This is a genomic window from Fibrobacter sp. UWB13 (genome assembly GCF_900177805.1).
GTDB lineage: Bacteria > Fibrobacterota > Fibrobacteria > Fibrobacterales > Fibrobacteraceae > Fibrobacter.
Window position 1 is genome coordinate 99362 of record NZ_FXAX01000006.1, and the last position, 20956, is coordinate 120317.

Annotated in this window: 14 protein-coding genes; 11 read left to right on the forward strand and 3 right to left on the reverse strand. The window is 47.8% G+C overall.

Annotation, left to right across the window (positions count from 1 at the left end; genetic code table 11):
- The first annotated feature begins 96 nt into the window (after positions 1 to 96).
- From B9Y77_RS15460 to B9Y77_RS15490, 7 genes are all read left to right on the forward strand, one after another.
- Positions 97 to 4236 carry a hybrid sensor histidine kinase/response regulator gene (locus tag B9Y77_RS15460; protein WP_254900077.1) on the forward strand — a complete coding sequence of 1380 codons (4140 nt, stop codon included), beginning with the start codon at positions 97 to 99 and terminating at the stop codon, positions 4234 to 4236.
- Between the two features lie 297 nt (positions 4237 to 4533).
- On the forward strand, positions 4534 to 4806 hold the full coding sequence (rpsO, locus tag B9Y77_RS15465) for a 30S ribosomal protein S15 (RefSeq protein ID WP_014547011.1): 273 nt from the start codon (positions 4534 to 4536) through the stop codon (positions 4804 to 4806).
- A 20-nt stretch (positions 4807 to 4826) separates the two neighbouring features.
- On the forward strand, positions 4827 to 7067 hold the full coding sequence (gene pnp / locus B9Y77_RS15470) for a polyribonucleotide nucleotidyltransferase (protein WP_073442896.1): 2241 nt from the start codon (positions 4827 to 4829) through the stop codon (positions 7065 to 7067).
- Between the two features lie 172 nt (positions 7068 to 7239).
- Complete coding sequence (locus tag B9Y77_RS15475; protein WP_085492305.1) at positions 7240 to 8946, forward strand: HD domain-containing phosphohydrolase; 1707 nt, start codon at positions 7240 to 7242, stop codon at positions 8944 to 8946.
- 23 nt (positions 8947 to 8969) lie between these two features.
- Positions 8970 to 10697 carry an HD domain-containing phosphohydrolase gene (locus B9Y77_RS15480; protein ID WP_085492306.1) on the forward strand — a complete coding sequence of 576 codons (1728 nt, stop codon included), beginning with the start codon at positions 8970 to 8972 and terminating at the stop codon, positions 10695 to 10697.
- Between the two features lie 60 nt (positions 10698 to 10757).
- Entirely contained in the window at positions 10758 to 12506 is a 1749-nt protein-coding gene (ispG, locus tag B9Y77_RS15485; RefSeq protein ID WP_085492307.1) for a (E)-4-hydroxy-3-methylbut-2-enyl-diphosphate synthase, read from the forward strand.
- A gap of 30 nt (positions 12507 to 12536) precedes the next feature.
- Positions 12537 to 13703 carry a phosphoglycerate dehydrogenase gene (locus B9Y77_RS15490; RefSeq protein WP_014547018.1) on the forward strand — a complete coding sequence of 389 codons (1167 nt, stop codon included), beginning with the start codon at positions 12537 to 12539 and terminating at the stop codon, positions 13701 to 13703.
- Positions 13704 to 13793: 90 nt separating this feature from the next.
- Here B9Y77_RS15490 and B9Y77_RS15495 read toward each other — a convergent pair whose 3' ends face one another.
- A complete protein-coding gene (locus tag B9Y77_RS15495) occupies positions 13794 to 15563 on the reverse strand; it encodes an AMP-dependent synthetase/ligase (protein WP_254900078.1) in 1770 nt (589 codons plus the stop codon).
- Between the two features lie 67 nt (positions 15564 to 15630).
- Here B9Y77_RS15495 and B9Y77_RS15500 point away from each other — a divergent pair, with 67 nt between their 5' ends.
- On the forward strand, positions 15631 to 15957 hold the full coding sequence (locus tag B9Y77_RS15500; protein WP_139829342.1) for a hypothetical protein: 327 nt from the start codon (positions 15631 to 15633) through the stop codon (positions 15955 to 15957).
- A gap of 77 nt (positions 15958 to 16034) precedes the next feature.
- Here the strand turns inward: B9Y77_RS15500 and serS are convergent, their stop codons facing one another.
- Positions 16035 to 17321 (reverse strand): serine--tRNA ligase, encoded by a 1287-nt coding sequence (serS, locus tag B9Y77_RS15505; protein WP_073442886.1) that lies wholly within the window; start codon positions 17319 to 17321, stop codon positions 16035 to 16037.
- Between the two features lie 363 nt (positions 17322 to 17684).
- Here serS and B9Y77_RS15510 point away from each other — a divergent pair, with 363 nt between their 5' ends.
- Positions 17685 to 19151 (forward strand): carbohydrate binding domain-containing protein, encoded by a 1467-nt coding sequence (locus B9Y77_RS15510; RefSeq protein WP_085492310.1) that lies wholly within the window; start codon positions 17685 to 17687, stop codon positions 19149 to 19151.
- Positions 19152 to 19253: 102 nt separating this feature from the next.
- Positions 19254 to 19742, forward strand: coding sequence for an LptE family protein (locus B9Y77_RS15515; protein WP_254900079.1), 489 nt, complete (start codon positions 19254 to 19256; stop codon positions 19740 to 19742).
- Between the two features lie 160 nt (positions 19743 to 19902).
- On the opposite strand, the gene B9Y77_RS15520 is transcribed toward B9Y77_RS15515, so the two are convergent.
- Positions 19903 to 20388: an NUDIX hydrolase gene (locus B9Y77_RS15520; protein WP_085492312.1), complete on the reverse strand. Its 486-nt coding sequence runs from the start codon at positions 20386 to 20388 to the stop codon at positions 19903 to 19905.
- Between the two features lie 124 nt (positions 20389 to 20512).
- On the opposite strand from B9Y77_RS15520, the gene B9Y77_RS15525 reads away from it, so the two are divergent.
- Positions 20513 to 20926, forward strand: a complete 414-nt coding sequence (locus B9Y77_RS15525; RefSeq protein ID WP_073442878.1) for an ATP-binding protein — start codon at positions 20513 to 20515, stop codon at positions 20924 to 20926.
- Positions 20927 to 20956 lie beyond the last annotated feature (30 nt).

A 20956-nucleotide genomic window follows, 5' to 3' on the forward strand; every position in this document is an offset into this window, starting at 1 on the left:
CAAAATGTATAATATACTTGGAAATGTTACAAAAAACTTATGAACAATAATTTTTTTAAAAGAAATCTAATTGTATCGCTGCTCCTAGTTGCGTTTTTGTTTATTGTAACAAACGTTTCTTTTTTGTACATAAACAGGCAAGCGATTGACGATAGCTGGGACTCCCTTGACGAAGTTGCCTATGCTTCTGAAGCGAAAATTGGATTTTTGGGACGTTCTCTGTTGAGCGCCTTGTCCAATATTTCGACTGTGGTGGGGATGGAAGAGAATCTCCTGTCTGAAAACATGATTCGTTTGATCCGCGGATCCCGTATTGGTCCTCTGGTTTCTGTGGTTCGCTTGTATTTGCCCGATGGTCACATTATTGCAGACCATGCGGTTGTTTTTGATTCTTCGTATATAGAGAACTATCAGAAAATCGTATCTCCCAAGCCGTACATTTCGAAAGTGGGTCGCGATGTTGTTCATTCCGAAAATATCGTGTTTGAACAGATGGTGCCTGTCCGTCGTAGGGGACAGGTGGTGGCTATGCTTTCTGCTGTTTCCGAAATCAAGGCGCTATATGGCTATGTCGCGTCAAATGCGTTCAAGGGTAAGGTTTCCCTGATTGTGGTTGACCGTCGAGATGGTTCCTTTGTTGTCGAAAAAACGGGAAAATGGAAGAATTTTAATGATCTGGTAAGGACTATCAATCCCAAGAGCGGTTATTCTCTGGATGAATGGGCTGCTAACGTGATGAAGGGTGAAAGTGCGCATTTGTCGTACGAGGAAACTTCGTCGGATGAGGCTAAGCTTTTGGTGGCTCTGCCTTTGTTTGGTGGCAGCTGGACTCAGCTTTTGTATGTCAACGAAAATATTGCATTTGCCCGTGTCGATAAAATCCGCAAGTTCTATATCGGGCTTTCTGCCATTGAACTTCTCGTGATTCTCTTGTATTTGCTCCGTATGGTGTGGAATGCCCGCCGTATGGCAGAAGCCGAAAGTAACGAATATTCTGAAATTGCAGATGCCTTGAGCGGAACTTATGAATGCATTTTCTACGTGAACGTTCTGGACGATACATTTGACACGTTCCATTCCGACAGGCTTATGGATAAGCTACACGAAGAGGTTCACGGAAAGGACTTCTTCTTTGAATCGATATCGAGCTTGCGTCATAATCTTTATGAAGACGATCTTGAAGTTGTCATGCACTTTATGGAAAAGGGTTCCTTCTTAAAACGTCTTGAAGAAAATCCAAGTGCATCTGTGGAATATAGGCTTGTCATTGATGGAAATCCGCGATTCTATCGAATGAAGGCGATTAAGTCCAGTAAGGACGAAAACCACGTCATCGTGGCTGTTGAAAATATCGATTCCGAAGTCAATAAGGCTATTGCACAACGCCAGGAAATGGACCGTAACAATAGGGTGATTGAGTCCCTGGCTTCTGACTTTGACTTTGTGAACTACGTAACGATTGGCGAAGATGCTTCTTCGGACTTTGTTGTGACGTACCGCGCCAGTTCTGTGCTTTTGAAGGCAATCCCTGGATGGTCTTCTGAAAAGAGTTTCTCTAAGAGAATGGATCTGTTGCTCAAGTATCTTGTCTGTGATTCTGACAAAAATCAGTTCCAGGTGCAGACGAGCCGCGATCGCCTTGTCTCGACGTTGAAGAACGAATCGGTGATTCATGTCAACTTCAAGATCAAGCTTGAAGGCAAGGAAGTTTGTTACCAGATGAAGATTATTGCCGACAAGGATGAAATTGGCAATCTCAAGGGTATCGTTTTTGGTCTGCACAGTGTCGATGAAGAAATCAAGAAGCAGATGGAAATCCAGTCGAACCTGAAGCAGAACCTTGAAATTATCGACATTCTTTCGGAAGATTATTCATCACTCTTCTACTTCAATCTTGTCGATAACACAAGCGGTGTCCTTGCTGTTCGTGAAGATATTAGGGCTGCTTTAAAGGATCCTTTTGCCAACTGCGAAAGGCTGGAAGATGTCTTTAAGGCGTTTGTCCTGGATATGGCGCACCCGGATGACCGTGAAAAGCTTATCGGGCTTGCTTCTAGAGAGTATGTGGCCGGACAGCTTATGCACCAGAAGCGCCTGACTATTGTATTTAGGCACCTCTATGGTACAGAATACAAGTATACGCGTCTCGTGTTTGCCAAGGCTGAACCGATTGATGTCCCGCCGAAGCTTATCGCTGTTGGCTTTGTCGAAGTGGATGCCCAGTACCGTGCAGAAACGGAACACCAGGAAAATATTGAACGCATTATGAGCCTTTCGGACCAGTATGAAGTCGTGTTCGATGTCAATATCGATACGGGCTTGTTTAGCGTTTCGTTGAAAGGCGGAAAGTTCAAGGATGTCGTTAATGAAGAGACTGGAGAAGGCGTTGACTTCTTTAAGGACAGGGTGAAGGATGTCCGCAAGATTGTCTATAAGGACGATGTGGATTTGATTTTCCATGCTCTTAATCGAGATAATGTTATTGCTCGCTTGCAACATGAAAACTCGTTCTTCCAGGATTATCGACGCGTAACTAGCGAAGGCCTTAAATGGTACCGCATGAAGGTGACCAAGATGGGTGACTGGTCTAAGAACCGTCGCGTACTCGTTGGGCTCTTTAATAACGATGTCGTTTATCGTAAGGAAATGGCGCAGCAGGCGGCTTTGGAACAGGCGCTTGAAATGGCGAAGTCCGCATCGCGCGCAAAGACGATGTTCCTTAACAACATGAGCCATGATATTCGTACTCCGATGAATGCTATTATCGGTTATACGGAACTGGCGACCATGCATATTGGCAACAAGGAGCAGGTCAAGGGATTCCTTGGAAAGATTGAACTTTCGTCGAATCACTTGCTGTCGCTTATTAACGATGTGCTTGACATGAGCCGTATTGAATCGGGCAAGCTGAACTTGAATGCAAAGCCGGAACACCTGCCCGAGATTATCCATACGCTCAAGGATATTGTGCAGGCGGATATCAATGCAAAGAAGTTGCAGTTCTTTGCCAATAGTATCGGTGTCCACAATGAAGATGTTGTCTGTGATAGGCTCCGTTTGAATCAGGTTTTATTGAACGTGGTTTCGAATGCTATCAAGTACACACCTGCAGGTGGCTCTATCTGGTTCTCCGTGGAGCAGAAGGAATCTCCGGAACCGGGCTTTGGGGCTTATGAATTTAGGATCAAAGACTCGGGCATCGGCATGAGTGAAGATTTCTTGCCGAAGATTTATGATGCCTTTACGCGTGTGAACTCCTCGACGGTTTCTGGTATTCAGGGAACTGGCCTTGGCATGGCGATTACAAAGAACATCGTCGATATGATGAAGGGTTCCATTGATATCAAGAGCAAGGTGGACGAAGGAACCGATGTCGTTATCGACTTTAAGTTCAAGCTTGCTGGGACTAAGCAGGAATCGTCTCGCATCAAGGAACTGGAAGGCAAGAGGGTTCTTGTCATTGATGATGATGTGGACTGCGCTAAGAGCATTCCGCAGATCTTTAAGGAATTTGGCGTTGATGCGGAGTGTTGCTATTCCGGTGCGGATGCCTTGAAACGAGTGGAAGCATCGAAGAATGAAGGACGTTCTTATGATGCGTTCCTCGTGGACTGGCGCATGCCGAACATGGATGGCATGAAGACGACGAAGATGCTTCGCGAATTGCTGGGGAATGATATCCTCGTGATTGTGATGTCTGCTTATGAATGGTCGGATATAGAGGACAAGGCGACTGAAGTTGGAATCCACAACTTTGTGAGCAAGCCGGTGTTCCCGTCAGATGCCCGTGATACGCTGATGCGTAGTTTTGGGCTGATGCAGGCGGAAACTCCTGTGTCGGATAAGAAAGTCAGCTTTAACGGTAAGAAGGTGTTGCTTGTCGATGACAACGAACTGAACCGTGAAATTGCTCAGGAAATTCTGGAAGACTGCGGAATCCTTGTGACGACGGCTTGCGATGGCGAGAAGGCGGTGGAGTACATGAAAAATGTACAGCCGGGCGCCTGCGACTTGATCTTGATGGATGTCCAGATGCCGATTATGGATGGTTACGAGGCAACGCGGCTTATCCGTAAGCTCGATAACAAGATTGCGGCGGATATCCCGATTATTGCTATGACGGCAAACGCGTTTGCTGATGACCAGCAGGCGGCTTTGGATGCCGGCATGAACGAGCATGTGGCAAAACCCGTGAACGTCAGCAAACTGAAGGAAGTTCTGTCAAGATTCTTGTAGAGCAGTAAGACAAGGGCTTGGAAAATTGACTGGATCCTTCACTATCGTTCAGGATGACGATTGTGTTGACGTCATTCTGACCCTGAAAGGGGAAGAATCCAGTTAAAAAGACCCTTTTTCCTGCATTTTCTAATAACTATTAACTATTAACTAACCACTAATTTTCTATATATGAGCTCAAATTGCATTTTTGCCTGGGTCCTGTGACCAGATTCGCCAATTCCACTGGTGCTAGAGCAGTAAACTCGGACAAAAACATGTAATGAAACAAACAATCAAAAAAAAGGAATGGCTACAATGGCTACTATCACAAAAGAAAAGGCTGCAGAACTCACCGCTAAGTTTGGTGCTAACGAAAAGGACACCGGTAACGTCCGCGTTCAGATCGCTATCCTCACGGAAAAGATCAAGAACCTCACCGAACACATCAAGACCAACAAGAAGGACTTCCACTCTCTCCGCGGTCTGTCCATGATGGTTGCAAAGCGCAAGAACCTTCTCAAGTACTACGGCGAAAAGGACATTATCGCTCAGCGTGCATTGATCAAGGATCTCGGTCTCCGCGGCTAATTCTCTGACTGGAGATTTTTATGTCAACAGAAGCTTATCAAGCTAAATACGGCAAGATGCTCGACCCGAAGGAAGTGTCTGTAAACCTTCCGGATGGTCGTGTCATTACGTTTGAAACAGGCCGTATCGCAAAGCAGGCACGTGGTTCTGCTGTCGCCAAGATGGGGGACGCGTTTGTCCTTTCTACCGTTTGCTACGGTGAAGAAAAGGATGGTGACTTCTTCCCTCTGACAGTTGAATACCGCGAAAAGTCTTACGCTGCCGGACGCCTGCCTGGTGGCTATAGCAAGCGCGAACCGGGTCGTCCGAGCGATGAAGAAATTCTTTCTGCTCGTATCATCGACCGTCCGATTCGTCCGATGTTCCCGGAAAACTTCACTCGTGAAGTCCAGGTCATCGTTCAGGTTCTTTCTTCCGACAAGAAATTCGCTCCGGACGTTCTTGGCGTAAGTGCTGCATCTCTCTCTATCGGTCTTTCTGAACTTCCGTTCGAACAGCAGGTCGCTGCTGTTCGCGTGGCTGTGGTCGATGGCCAGAACATCGTGATGCCGACTTATGACCAGGTTGCCGTGGCCGATCTAGACCTCGTGGTCGCCGGTACGGAAGACTCTGTGTGCATGGTCGAAGGTGGTGCTTACGAAGTGTCCGAAGACACGATGATTGGCGCTATCCTCGCTGGTCACGAAGTCATCAAGCAGATGTGCAAGGCCCAACAGGAACTGGTGGACCGCTGTGCTAAGCCGAAGATGGAACTCAAGCCGAAGTTTGTTGGTGAAGAACACGACAAGCTCGTTGCTACGGTCAAGGAAGTTGTCTGGGACGAACTGAACAAGGACGTCCACTCCAACATGGTGAAGACGGACTTCTATCCGGCTATGGCAGACCTCTGCGCTCGTATGCTCGAAGATCCGCGTATCCTCGCTATCATCGGCGAAGGCGAAGCACAAAATGCTCAGCTCGCTGCAGATGCAAAGGGCATCTTCAGTGACCTCGAACGCACGGCTATGCGTGAAATGATTTTGAACGAAGGCGTTCGTCTTGACGGCCGTACCACGACCGAAGTCCGCCCGATCGAAATCGAAATGGGCGTGCTCCCGCGTGCTCATGGTTCTGCAATCTTCCAGCGTGGCGAAACCCAGGGTCTCGTCATTTGTACGCTTGGAACAAAGGCTGACGAACAACGTTTCGAAAGCTTGCAGGGCGAAGGCGCAAAGAGCTACATGCTCCATTACAACTTCCCGCCGTTCTCCGTCGGTGAATGCAAGAAGCTCGGTCTCTCTCGCCGTGAAATTGGTCACGGTCACTTGGCCGAACGCTCCCTCGCTGCAGTTCTTCCGCTCCCGGAAGACTTCCCGTACACGATCCGCGTGGTTTCCGAAATCATGGAATCCAACGGTTCTTCTTCCATGGCCTCTGTTTGCGGTGGCTGCCTCAGCTTGATGGACGCTGGCGTTCCTATCAAGGCTCCGGTTGCAGGTATCGCCATGGGCCTCATCTCCGAAAAGGGCTCCGTCAAGGAAGGCGGCAAGATCAAGATCTTGTCCGACATTACCGGTACGGAAGACCACCTCGGCGATATGGACTTCAAGGTAACGGGTACTGCTGAAGGTATCACTGCATTCCAGATGGACATCAAGATCCGCGGTATCACCCCGGAACTCATGCGCGAAGCTTTGGAACAGGCTCGTCAGGGCCGTATCCATATCCTCGGCAAGATGGCTGAACTTGGTCTCCCGGCACCGCGTCCGCACGTTTCTGAAAAGGCTCCGACGATGCTCAAGATGCGCATCCCGACCACGAAGATTCGTGACGTTATCGGTTCTGGTGGCTCTGTCATCAAGGGTATGCAGGCTCAGACTGGCTGCACCATCAACATTGACGACAACGGCAATATCGACATCGCCGCCCCGACGGGTAAGGCTGGTGAAGTTTGCCGCCGCATGATCGAAGAACTCACTGCAGAACCGGAACCGGGTCGCAAGTACAAGGGCAAGGTGAAGACGATCCAGCCGTTTGGCGCATTCGTCGAAATCCTCCCGGGTCGCGATGGTCTCGTTCACATCTCTGAACTTGCCGACCGCCGTGTCGATAAGGTCGAAGATGTTGTTCACGTCGGTGACGAAGTCGAAGTGCTCTGCCTCGGTGTTGACCCGAAGGGCAAGGTGAAGCTCTCTATGAAGGCTTTGCTCCCTCCGAAGGCTGCCCCGGCTGCTGAAGCTGCTCCGGAAGCACCTGCTGCCGAAGCTCCGACTGAAGCTTAGTCTTGGTTTAGTCCAAATTGGCTCTTTTATGGAAACGCATGGTTTAGGCTATGCGTTTTCTTTTTTATTTTTTGTATGGAATTTTTTGCAAAGAGGACTTTTTTAGGAGGCGGATTGCTCTTTTTTGCAAAAATAGATTACCTTTATAAATAGTTACATACCAGTTGCGGATATGGGTTACATCTATTTAACATTGATGTTTGTTTTGTCTGCTGTCAACTTGGCAGTGCTTTCGCTTCGTTTTCAAAACCAGCGAAATAATTACGTTTATTACGCCTTCTATGCGATCCTTGTCGCGAATTTTGGTCACTGGCTTTTAGGTTTTTCGGAATCCGTTGAAGGGGCGATTATTGCCAACAAGGTGAACTACCTTGGTGGGTCGTTTTTGCCGATGTTCATGTTCTTTGCACTTTTGCAAGTTTGCAAGATGAGCATCCCTAGATGGCTGCATTTGACCCTTATCTTTATGAGCTTTGCCATTTGTGCATTGGCGATGACGGTTGGTTATTTCCCGGCATATTACAAGACTGTGGAGTATGTGGTTCAGGCGGGTGTCGGTAACTATGTGGCGACATATGGCTGGGCTCATGGCTTGTTTAATGCGTTCCTGGTAAGCTATGTAATCCTGGATATCTGGATTATCATTCGAGCCATTTTGCATCAGAAAATGGTTTCGCTCAAGAATATCATTGCCATGATTATTGGCGAAATTGCGACAATCATGTCGTTCTTCTTGGCTAGATTCTTGGGAAGCGACATGCTCATTATGCCGTTTATCTATGCCCTTGACCAGATCCTCCTGTTGTACATTTGCAACAACGTCAAATGGTACGATATTACGGAATGTGTGATTGAATCGATTGAAACGGAAAGTTCCTGTGCGTACATGTCGTTCTCCATTGATGGCGCCTATTTGGGTGCAAACCGCATTGCTATGGACTTTTTCCCGGAACTCGTCAAGATGAGAGTGGATGCCCACTTGAAAGGCGAGACGGAATTGCAACAGCACATTATTTCGTGGATCGAGAAGTACAGAAAATCAAGGATTTTGACAGACTACTGCCAGATGACCGAATTCAACTATTCGGGGCGCCACTACAAGTGCGAGGTTAAAGTTTTGAGACAGGTCCACGGGAAAAACGTGTTCCTGTTCAGAATCGAAGACAATACGCAGGAAAGGCAGTATATTGACGCTCTTGGACGTAGCAATTCCATGTTGCAAAAGAACATGGTGCAGACTGAGAACGAAAAACTCTCGGTGCAGGAAAAGTGGATTGTCGGTATGGCGCAGATGGCGGAAAGCCGTGCGGGGAACATGGACGGTCACATCAAGCGTACGAGCGAAGTTGTGAAGATCCTTGTTTCGATGATGCGCAAGAAGGGCTTTGATAACTTGTCCGATAAGTTCCTCGATGTGCTGATTGCTGCCGCTCCGATGTACGATTTGGGTAAGGTTGCCATTGACGATGCCGTGTTGCGCAAGCCGGGACGTTTCAACGTTGATGATCGTGAAATCATGAAGACTCATGCCGAGAAGGGTGCTAACATTATCGAGAAGCTTCTCTCTGATGTGAAAGACAGTTATTTTGTCAGTGTCGCGAAGAACATGGCGCTTTACCATCACGAACGCTGGGATGGTCAGGGATACCCGGAGCAACGCTCTGGCGAAAATATCCCGATGGAAGCTAGAATTATGGCTCTTGCCGATGTGTACGATGCTTTGGTAAGCAAGCGTTGCTACAAGGAACGCATGTCGTTTAGGGAAGCTCGTGATGTGATTTTGGCGTCGATGGGCAAGCAGTTTGACCCGCATTTGAAGGATTCGTTCTTGGAATGCCAGGATCAGTTGATGGATTATTACTGTTCTGTTGATCATTGATTGAACTTGTTTGAGAGAGTGGTATGTTTGTTATCTATTACTTGATTGCGATGTGTGTCTTCTCGGGAGTGAACGCCTGTTTGCTCTCGTGCTTTTATCGCAGACCGCTAAATACTTATTTTACGGCATTCTTCTTTTCGATTGTTCTTGCCGATTTTGGTTACCTGTTCCTCGCTCTTTCGACAACGATTGAGGGAGCGATTGTTGCAAACAAGGTGTGCTACCTTGGTGCATGCTTCTTGCCTTTGTTCCTGTTCCTCTTGATTTGCCGTCTGTGCTCTTTTGATTTGTCCAGATGGATCAAACTGCTGATGTTCCTGTATAGCGCCTTTGTATTTGCGCTTTCTTGTACGGTGGGCTTTAGCGATGTGTTTTATGAATCGGTTCGCTACGTTGTCTTAAATGGTTTTGGCAGCTATATGCCGACATATGGACCGGGGCATGTATTGTGGGATTTCTTGCTGTACTTTTACATGGTGGCAAATGTTGTCGTGATTGTTGTTGCGGCAAAGAAAAAGCGCAATGTCAGTTACAAGACTTTGATTGCGATTGCTGGGCTTGCTTTTGTTTCCATTGGTGCGTTTATCTTGACGCGTAATTTGGAAAACGACACTTTGCTCATGCCGCTTGTGTACTTGATTGATGAACTGGTTTTGCTTTACATTTGTGCGTTGGTCAAAATGCACGATGTGATGAACAGTGTGCTTGAATCTCTGGAAGCTGAAAATACGGCGGCGTACTTGGCGTTCTCTCCGAAAGGTCAGTATTTGGGATGCAATGATATTGCAAGTCGCTATTTCCCGGAACTCTTGGATTGCCGTGTAGACCATGCATTGCCAAGTGATATTGAAATTGAAGGCATCTTTAAAGAGGGAATGGAACAACTGAAGGGCGCTAATGGCGACAAGGTTTATCGCTTCACTTACAAGGATCGCTATTTCAAGGCGGTGATGCGCAATGTGCGCCAGAACAAGAAATTGCAGATTTTCCTGTTCCGCATTGAAGATGAAACAAATATCCAGCGCTACATTGAACGCTTGGATGCGAACAATACAGAGCTTGCCGCATTGATCAAGAATAACAAGGATCAGATTCGCTTGTTCCAAAACCAGATGCTTGTTGGCATGGCAGAAATGGTTAACAACAAGGATGGCTTTACGGGAGCTCATCTGAAGCGTACAAAGGAAGTGGTCAGTATTCTTGTCTCCAAAATGCAGAAGGACCCGGATCTCAATTATTCGAAAGAATTCTATGATGACATGATTGCTGCAGCACCGATGCATGATATTGGAAAGATTGCCATTGATGATCACGTGCTTTGCAAACCGGGCAAGTTTACGCCTGAAGAATTTGATGAGATGAAGACGCACGCCGAAAAGGGCGCTATCATTATCAAGAATTTGCTTTCGAATTTCCAAAGCGAACTGTTTGTGGAAATTGCAAAGAACATGGCTGGTGGCCACCACGAACGCTGGGACGGCAGTGGCTATCCGTATGGACTCAAGGGTGAGGCAATTCCGCTGGAAGCTCGCGTGATGGCTGTTGCGGATGTGTATGACGCTCTCGTGAGTAAGAGGTGTTACAAGGAAGCGTTCTCCTTTGATGATGCTTACGATATCATCGACAAGTCGATGGGCAAGCACTTTGATCCGAACCTCAAGAAGTATTTTGACCAGAGCCGCGAGGAACTCGAAGAATACTATCGGAAGGAATGCGAAGCGGAAAGGGCTGCTGTCGAAAAGGCTAATTAATTGACGCATTCAGCGTGATTATTGATGGCTCAAAATTGGAAAAAATTCTAAATTTGAGCCATGCTAGATTTTACTACACTTCCGTATGTTGATGACCGTTTTAAGGCGGTTCGCAGGGAAACTGTTCAGGTCCGCGTGGGCGAGGCCTTGATAGGGGGCAACGCCCCCATTTTAGTTCAATCCATGACGACGACCAAGCCGAAGGACGTGGACGAAACCGTCCGCCAGACGCTTGCTCTTGCTAAGGCAGGATGTGGCTTGGTTCGCATCACGACTCCGACTTTTGCCGATGCCGCTGGGCTTGAAGAAGTCATGAAGCGCGTGCGCGCTGCCGGTTGCACGGTGCCTGTTTCTGCAGACATCCACTTCCAGCCGAAGGCTGCTTTTGAAGCGCTCAAGTGGGTCGAAAAGGTACGCATCAATCCGGGTAACTTTGTAGATACCGGCATTTTGACACTTGACCAGCAGACGGACAAGTTGTTTGACGAAGGCAAGGAAAAGGTTGCCGAAGCATTTACTCCGTTTGTACAGGAAGCTAAGCGTCTCGGTCGTGCAATTCGCATTGGCGTGAATCACGGCTCGCTTTCGGCTCGTATGATTTACCGCTATGGCGACACCGTGGAAGGCATGGTGGAAAGCGCCTTGGAATATTTGGCGGTTTGCGAAGCGGAACATTTTGACCAGGTGGTCTTGAGCCTCAAGTCGAGCAATCCGCGTGTGGCAATTGCCGCTTACCGCTTGCTCGCTGCTCGCTTGAAGCAGGAAAACTTCAAGCCGTATCCGTTCCACGTGGGTGTGACGGAAGCAGGTGCAGGTGCAGATGGTCGTTTGAAGTCTGCCGCTGGCATTGGCGCTTTGTTGCTCGATGGCCTTGCCGATACGATTCGCGTTTCGCTTACTGAAGATCCGGTGGCAGAAGTTCCTGTCGCCCAGGACCTGATTGAAGCATGCGAACTCAAGGCTGACGCTCCGAAGTTTGATGTGCCGGTGTTCAAGAAGGACCCGTATCATTATGAACGTCGCGAATCTTCTGTGGAGAAGATTGCTGGCGTGGAAATTGGCGGTAGCCTTCCGGTGAAGGTGGGCGTGAAGTCTGATGCCGCAAGCCTCACGGGCGAACGCCGTGGTCCTGAATTTGCTTTGGCTGGCTTTGATGCTTCTGCCGGTGCAAACATCGTGACGTTCAAGGACGCTATGGATGTGGCTGGTTTTGCTGCAAATCCGGCGAGCGTTCCGGCGGGCTCTATTTTCTGCTACACAGGTAGTGACATGGTCTATGGCGTGCGTGCGCTTGCTTCTGCTTTGGCAGCCGCTGACCGCAAGGACCCGATTCTGCTTTATGCAAAGATTGGTAGCTCGGACAAGGACATGCTCCGTGTTTCTGCCGACTTTGGAAGCCTCTTGACGGATGGTCTTGGCGATGCCGTTGTGATTGACGGCTACAAGGGCGCTAAGGAATCTGTTGCGCTCGCATTTGATATTTTGCAGGCTGCCGCATGCCGCCGTAGCAAGACAAACTTTATCAGCTGTCCGGGCTGCGGTCGCACGCTGTATGACATTCGCACGGTGCTCGGCAAAATTAAGGAACGCTTTGGTCACTTGCAGGATATTTCCATCGCAGTGATGGGCTGCATTGTGAATGGTCCGGGCGAAATGGCGGACGCCGACTTTGGCTACGTCGGTGGTGGTCCTGGCCGCATTACGCTTTTTGAAGGCAAGACCGCAGTGAAGAAGAACATCCCTGAAGAAAACGCGATTGAAGAACTTGTGAATTTGCTCAAGGAAAAAGGTCGCTGGGTGGAACCGTAAAAGTTTTAACTTAAAACAAAGGAATGAAAAATGGCAACTATTAAGACAATGAACAACATTTCCAAGAAAGGCTTGGGCTTGTTTGGCCCGTTCTATCAGGTTTCCGATTCTATCGAAAATCCGGATGCTATCTTGGTGCGTTCTGCTCAAGTTGATACCGACAATTTTGACGGCCTTTTGGCTGTCGCTCGCGCTGGTGCAGGCGTGAACAACATCACGATTGACAAGGCTTCTGCAAAGGGCATTTGCGTGTTCAATACTCCGGGTGCAAACGCAAACGCTGTTGCTGAACTCGTGATGACCGTGCTCGGCATGGCTGTCCGTAACGCAGACAAGGCTGCTGCTTGGGTCAAGGGTCTCGACGTGAACGATCCGGATCTCGCAAAGACTGTTGAAAGCGGCAAGAAAAAGTTTGCTGGTATGGAACTTGCCGGCAAGACTCTCGGTGTTGTTGGCCTTGGCAAGATCGGTGTGCTCGTTGCTAACTATGCTCGTTGGAAGAACATGCGCGTGATCGCTTACGAACCGTATCCGAACGCAAACAACATGCATGAACTTTCTAACAAGGTCGAAATTGCAGACCTCGACACCGTGATTGCAAATTCTGATTTCCTCACGGTTCATGTTCCGTTCATCAAGGGCGTTACCGAAAACCTCCTCAACCGCAAGAACCTCGCTCAGTTCAAGGGTTCTTACATCATGAACTTTGCTCGTGGTGGCATCGTTGAAATGGATCCGGTGAACGAAATGCTCGCTTCTGGTTCCCTCCAGGGCTACCTCTGCGACTTCCCGACTGCAGAACTCATCAAGAACGACAAGGTCACTTGCTTCCCGCACCTCGGCGCTTCTACTGAAGAAGCTGAAGAAAACTGCGCAGTGATGGCTGTTGAAGAATTGAAGGACTATATCGAATACGGTTGCGTCCGCAATTCCGTGAACTTCCCGGCTCTCGTCGATCATCCGCATGCTGGCATCAAGAGCCGCGTGGTTGTGATCAACCAGGACGTTCCGAACATGATTTCTGAAATCACGAAGGTGTTCGGTGCAGAAGGCATCAACATTGCTTCTTTCAGCAACAAGAGCAATGGCAAGATCGGTTACAACCTCGTTGATGTTGAAAGCAAGGTCGATGATTCCATCGTTGAAAAGCTCTCCAAGCTCGACAAGGTCATCAAGGTCCGCGTAATCCACTTCTAGTCATTGGTCAATGGTCTTTGGTTATTAGATTTCAATCAGGCGGCGAAGCCGCGATTGTTAAACTAGTGACTAATGACTAACAACTAATAGCTAAGAATACATCGCTTCAATTTGTTCGGCGTACCGTTTTTCAGCAACGGTGCGCCGAATTTTTAATGTGGGCGTCAAGAGCCCTGATTCAATCGTGAGCTCGTCACCGACCAAAGTCCATTTGCGAATTTGTTCCCAATGGTTAAGTTTTTGGTTGATATGCTCGATATGGCGATTGATGGAATTTAAGATAAGCGGCGACTTTAGCGCATTTTCGACATCGTAATCTTCATTTTGTGGCTTGAGCATACGGCGGGCGCCTACTGGGTTTAGCCAGATAATGGCTGAGGCGAACTTTCGGTCGTTTGCAATGACAAGCGCCTGCTCCACAAGCGGATGGCGCGTGATTTCAAGCTCAATAGGGTTAGGACTTACATATTTCCCAGTACTTGTTTTTAACAGTTCTTTGATGCGACCGGTGAAATAAAGGAATCCGTCATCGTCAAAGTAGCCTTGGTCTCCTGTATGGTAGAAACCATCGGGGGTGAAAATATTGCCGTTTAAGTCAGGGCGATTGTGATAGCCTTTAAAGACGCTTTCTCCACGAACTTGGATTTCGTTGCAGTTCCCAATTCGCACGGTGAGATGTGCAAGTGGCTTACCAATGGAACCGGGTCTAATAGCTTGTTTGCAATTTGCAGAAACGACCGGAGAACATTCCGTCATGCCGTAGCCTTCGAAAACGGGAAGACCGATGTTCAAAAGGAAACGCAAAATAGATTTGTTCAAGGCACTGCTGCCCGAAATAATCATGCGGAAATTGCCACCGACGGCTTCGCGCATTTGTTTGTACACAAGTCGATTGAAAAGCCAATGGAGAGGTTCGAATTTTCTATTCGGGTCTTTTATCTTTGCAATTTTAATGGCTTGTTTGATCAGGAATCGCTTGATGCCTTTAGCTCGATCCGCTGCTGTTGTCATGCTTTCGTAAAGGCGCTCGAGAATGCGCGGGACGACAATCATGATGGTGGGGCGAACTTCGCGCAGAATGTGCGAGAGATTTTTTGGATTGTCACCAAAGTAAATTGTAACGCCGCTGAGCGTGTAGAAATAGACCGCCATGCGTTCGAGAACGTGCGCTACTGGAAGAATTGTAAGGCAGGTATCTTTTTTGTTGTCGAATCGGAACATGGGTTTGATGTTTTGAATTTGTACCAACATGTTCCTGTGAGTGAGTTCCGCGCCTTTGGGACGTCCTGTAGAACCGCTTGTATAGATGATACTGAAAATATCGTCTGAATTTATTGTAGAAAGTTGATTGTCAACCCATTTGGCACGTGCTTGGTCGGCGAGAGCGTCGTATCCTCTTCTAAGGAGTTCTTCCCAGTAAATTCCGTTATCGGGGAGAAATGATTCGCTGTCAATGCAGATAATCTTTGAAAAAAGAGGGATTAAATCGTAAAGGGGTTCATCAAGTTCTTCGAATGAATTGATGATGAGGATCTTGATGTTGCTATCGATGCTTTGGTAGGCAAAGTTTTCCGATGAAATGTTTGGGAAAAGCGGAACGACACGTGCGTGGTTCAGTTGAATGGCAATGTCTGCGATAATCCAGTTTGGAGAACTTGGCGCAATGATGCCGACGCTTTCTTTTTCTTTTAACCCGAGTGAATTTAGGGCTAGAGCAAGTGCTTGGGAGTTGCGTTTGAGAGTTTCTCTGGAATAGTGGATCCACTCACCGTCTTTACGGTGATACCATCCTTTAAAATCGGCTCTGTCGCAGTTCGCAAAGAACATGGACGGCAGAGATTTGAATTCCAACGACTCCATACTTTTAAAATAACATTCTATTTTGCAATAGCTCATTTTTTTTGAAAAATTTCAGTATATTATGGATATGCTGAAAAAGTTGAGCGATTACGAAAATGAACTTTTGAAAATGGTGGAGGCTGGGGTGCCTTTGACGGCGGAACAGCTCTTGTCGGTGCGGACGCACATCGGCTTTTTTCAGCATGAGCGCTTGGTTCACGAGCTCGTGATGATCTTGTTTGCGCTTTTGACTGTTGGTGGAATTTTATTCTTGGTGGTTGTGCCGGAAATCCCGGTGCTTGCGCTGGACGTGCTTTTCTTTGCGCTACTCGTGCCGTATGTGAAGCATTACTACGGGCTTGAGAATGGGGTGCAGCGGTTGTACGACGCGTATGAAAAGTTGGAAAAATTGTAGATGAAAAAAAAGCAAGTCCGTGAGGACTTGCTTTTTGAAATTTGGTGGCTCCCGTCGCAAAGCGACAGGATGCCGAATTACTTCTTCGGGGTGATGAATTCGAGTCCACCCATGTACGGACGCAGCACTTCAGGAATCTTGAGCGAGCCGTCTTTCTGCTGGTAGTTATCGCAGATGCCGACCATCACGCGCGGAGTGGCGAGGCCAGAACCGTTAAGCGTGTGGAGGTAGACGTTTTTGCCGTTGACCTTCGTCTTGATGTTGGCGCGGCGTGCCTGGTAGTCTTCGAAGTTCGAGCAGGAGCTGACTTCGAGCCACTTCTTTTCGACCGGAGCATAGACTTCGAGGTCATAGCACTTGGCGGCACCGAAACCGAGGTCGCCCTTGCAGAGTGCCAAGCGGTGGTAGGGGAGGCCGAGCTTTTCGAGGAGCTTTTCGCCGAAGCGGGTGAGTTCTTCGTGGTCTTCGTAGCTGTGTTCCGGATGAGCGAAGTAGACCATTTCCACCTTGTTGAACTGGTGCAAGCGGAGGAGACCGCGGGTGTCCTTGCCGTAGCTACCAGCTTCACGGCGGAAGCAAGCAGAGTAGGCGCAGATGCGCTTCGGAAGTTCAGATTCCGGAATCACTTCGCCAGAGTAGAGGTTGGTAAGCGGGACTTCTGCCGTCGGGATGAGGAACAGGTCGTCATCCTTGTCGCAACGGTACATGTCTTCTTCGAACTTCGGGAGCTGACCCGTGCCGCGCATGGTGTTGCGGGTAACGAGGTACGGCGGAGTGAATTCTTCGAAGCCTGCCTTCTGGTGTTCGTCAAGGAAGAACTGGATGAGGGCGCGTTCGAGGCGAGAGCCGAGACCGCGGTAAACCGGGAAGCCGGATCCAGAAATCTTGGCGCCACGTTCAAAGTCAAAAATGCCAAGGCGTTCGCCGAGAGTCTTGTGGTCGACGCGGGCGAAGTCATCGTTCTTGGTGTAGTAGTCAAACGGGATCGGACCGTCTTTTTCGACAACGTTGTCCGAACTGTCCTTGCCTTCCGGAGAACGCGGAGCGATGTTCGGAACGTGCATGAGCATTTCGGTCTGCTTGTAGTCAAGTTCCTTGAGCTTCTTGTCGAGTTCGTCAATCTTATTGCCAAGTTCGCGTGTTGCGGCCTGGGCTTCGTCAGCGTTTTCGCCCTTCTTCTTGAGTTCGCCAATGCGCTTGGACTGGGCGTTACGTTCGCTCTTGAGGCGTTCGACTTCGGTGAGGAGCGGGCGGCGTTCGTTATCAACGGCGAGCACGTCACGAAGGCTTACGGTCGTATATTTCTTTTCGGTTTCAGCAATATAATATTCCGGATTTTCGCGGATCTTTTTAATATCAAGCATTTTATGCCTCTGTTGAAAATTTTACGAGGGGAAATTTAGAAACTTTTGCGTAAGGCGAGTGAAACGAGACTGTTTACAGTCCCACTTTTGAGCCTAGCAAAAGACACTCGAAGAGTGTCAAAGGCGAGTGCCGCGGCAAAAGTGTGCAAGGCGAGAAAGCGCAAAAAACTTGTTTTTGCATTTTCAATAACTAACGACTATAGACTAATGACCAATGACTCTTTATTTAGTTCATCTGTTGTTTGTGTTTACATCGGTAATTGAGTGGGACGTGTTGTCCCGAAATTTTTTGAATATACATTATAACTTGGGAAAGGAAGAGAACAATGGGTAAACAAGGAAGGAATCTAGAGGAGTACAAAAATGAAATTTCCTTTACTGCTGTTAGTTGCCGCGTCGTTCTCTTTTGCCCAGTGGGGCGGCGGTGGCGGAAAATCGCTAAACGACTATAAAAAAGAATCGGTGTCGGGTCGAGAAATCCACGTGTATGCTCCGAGCAATCTCGCGCCAAAGAGCCCGTTGCTTATTTCGTGCCATGGTATGGACCAAGACCCCAATTACCAGCAGTCCAATACGCATTGGGAAGCGGTTGCCGATACGGCTGGCTTTGTTGTCGTGTATCCCAGAGGTGGGACAGGGATGAGTACCTGGGATATCAGCGGTGACAAGGATACAAAATGGGTGGTGCAAATTATCGAACAGATGGTCAAGGAATATGACATTGACCAAAGGCGTGTTTACCTTTCGGGATTCTCAATGGGGGGCATGTTCACTTACCATGCAATGAGCAAGATTGCAGATAAAATAGCGGCGTTTGCGCCAACATCTGGTACAAATGTGATGGGTGCGTCAAAGGCGATGCGTCCTGTGCCTATCATTCACCCGCATGGAACAAGTGACGATGTCTTGAATTACAGCCAGGTTGAAGGCTTTATCAAGAATTACCGTGATCAGTTCCATTGCCCGTCTCAGGCGGAAGTCCAGAATAATTACCCCAATAGTGAAAACAGGGCGACGATGTATACTTGGGGCCCTTGCGATGAAGGCGTTTATATTAAACACCTTAAGCTTGAAGGCCGTGGCCATAGCCCTTCCAAGGCTGATGTTTCTGACATCTGGAATTTCGTGAAGCAGTATTCTTTGGATGGTTCTTCGATTACGCCGCCGATTGAAGTTCCGACGAACAGGGATTCCGTGTTTAACGGCTCTTTCTCGGATTCGCTTAAGCTTGCAGGCTGGACTTTGCAGCAACATAGCGGCGAAGGATCCTTGAAGTTGACTGAAGGCAAGGCCGAAATCAATGTGACCAAGACGGGTACGAATGCCTATGACATACAAATGATCCAAAATGGCATCCATTACGAAAAGGGAAAAAGCTACAAGGTGATTTTTGATGCCTATGCATCTGCGGCGAGAACGCTTGAAGTGAATATCGAAAAGGATACCGATCCGTGGACGAGTTATTTGGGCGAGGCCAAAACATTTGATCTCGGTACCGAGAAAAAGAACTTTGAAATTGTGTTCACGATGAATGAGGCTACGGATGAAAATGGTCGTGTTTCCTTTAATGCAGGGCTTGCTACGGGCAGCGTGTTCATTGACAACGTGGTGCTGAGCAAAGTTGAAGGTACGATTGGTATTGCAAACGATGTGCGTGTGCTTTCGGATGAAAGAACTCTTAGCGTCTACAACATGAAGGGTGGTTTTGTCTGTAAGCTGAAGGGAACCCGTTTGGGCGATGTCCAGTCGAAATTGAATTCGATGAAGCTTGAAAAGGGATTGTATGTTGTAAAGGAAGGTTCTTTCAACAAGATTTTCTTTGTGAAATAGCAGAAATCGGTTAAAACGTATTATGCGAAGTCCATGGCAATTTTGTTGCTGTGGGCTTTTTTTTAAATTTCAACTATGTTTTGCTGTAAGAAATTTTCTCGCTTGTTTTTCGCTTTGGTCGTGGCGATGTTTGCGTGCACGTTTTCGGGATGCTATAGCTTTACTGCAAGTACGCTCCCGAGTCACATCAAGACTGTCAACATTCATGAAGTTGATGATAAAACTTTGGACCCGGTGCTTGCGAACAACATCCATACGGCGGTTGTCGATATGTTCAAGCGCAACGCGGGCGGTGTGCGACTTGTGAACGGCGAAGCCAATGCTGATTTTGAAATTACTTTGTTAAGCTATTCAAACAAGCCTGAAAACTACAACAGCAATAGCGATGTAGAAACGTACCGTGTTACGATTCGTGTTGAAGTTAAATTTTACGATAACGTAAAAGAACGAATCATCTACGAAAGCAAGTCGCTCTCTGCGGATGGTGTCTATGACGTCCAAGCGAACGAGACCGAAGACCGCCATGGTCAGACGCGTGCCGTTGAAAAGCTTCAGGACTTGATTGTCTCGAACGCCCTTGCTAAGTGGTAATAGAAAAGGGTAATAAAAAAAGCGACTCGGCAATATCGTAGGAGTACGCATCTTGCCGAGTCTGGGGTTGGTTTGGAGTATCACAAATATGCTTAATTTAAAGCACTTTGTTAAGCCCTGCTTTGAATAATTCCCCAAAAATTTGCGGAAAATCACATTACTACAGAAAATCCTGTAGTGTCACTGGCTTTTCGTTTAGTAAAGCTTCTGTGAGCGTGCTGCCTTTGTAGGTGAGCTTGAGCGAAAAGAATGGCTCGCCGCGTTCCAGAAGGGCTAGGAATATCAGGTCGCCGTCCCAGTGGGGGAGTTCCTTCACTTTTTGCTTGTCCACCCATTCCAGTACGCCTTCGTCGCACTCCTTGATGGATCCTGTAAATTCGGTTGCGGTAAAGAGGTGCATGAATTCGGTCTGATCCATGCCGTCGCTGATGAACGTGACGATGCCGCGGTACTTGGGGCGGATGAGTGTGAGCCCTGTTTCTTCGAGTGCTTCGCGGTGGATGCAGTCTTCGGGCGATTCCCATTCTTCGAACTTTCCGCCAATGCCGATCCACTTGTCCTTGTTGATGTCGTTTTTCTTTTTGATGCGGTGGAGCAGCAGGTACTTGCCGTCTTGTTCGATGTAGCAAAGGGTTGTGTTTATCATGCGGGAAAATATAGAATTGTTTGCTTTTAAACACATTTTTTAGGGCTTTTTGCAGAAATATTGACAAACTGCGCGAGATAAATGTATAATTATTGTATGATTTACGAAACTTTTGGCTGGTACTATGCAGAATTGGGTTAAAGAAATCGTCGTAGATTCAAAATTTGAAAATGTTAGGACTTTGACTGATTTTGTTGAAAGCTCCTTGGAGCCGCTGAATCCGTCGCCTAAGGCTATCATGCAGATTGGCGTAGCCATTGATGAACTGTTCAGTAACGTTGTTCGTTATTCTGGTTCGTCGAATATGAAGCTTATCCTGAATGTCAATGAAGATGTGCTGACTGCAAAGCTGACCTTTATTGATGAGGGGGTGGAATACGATCCGCTGAAGAAGACGGATCCGGACGTTTCGCTCTCGGCGGAAGACCGTGAAATTGGCGGGCTCGGAATATTCCTCGTGAAGAAAATCATGGATGGCGTTGAGTACAAACGTGATGGTCAGAAGAATGTTTTAACCGTTGTAAAAAAATTGGGTTAATTTATTGTAGATTTAAAAATACAAAGAGAG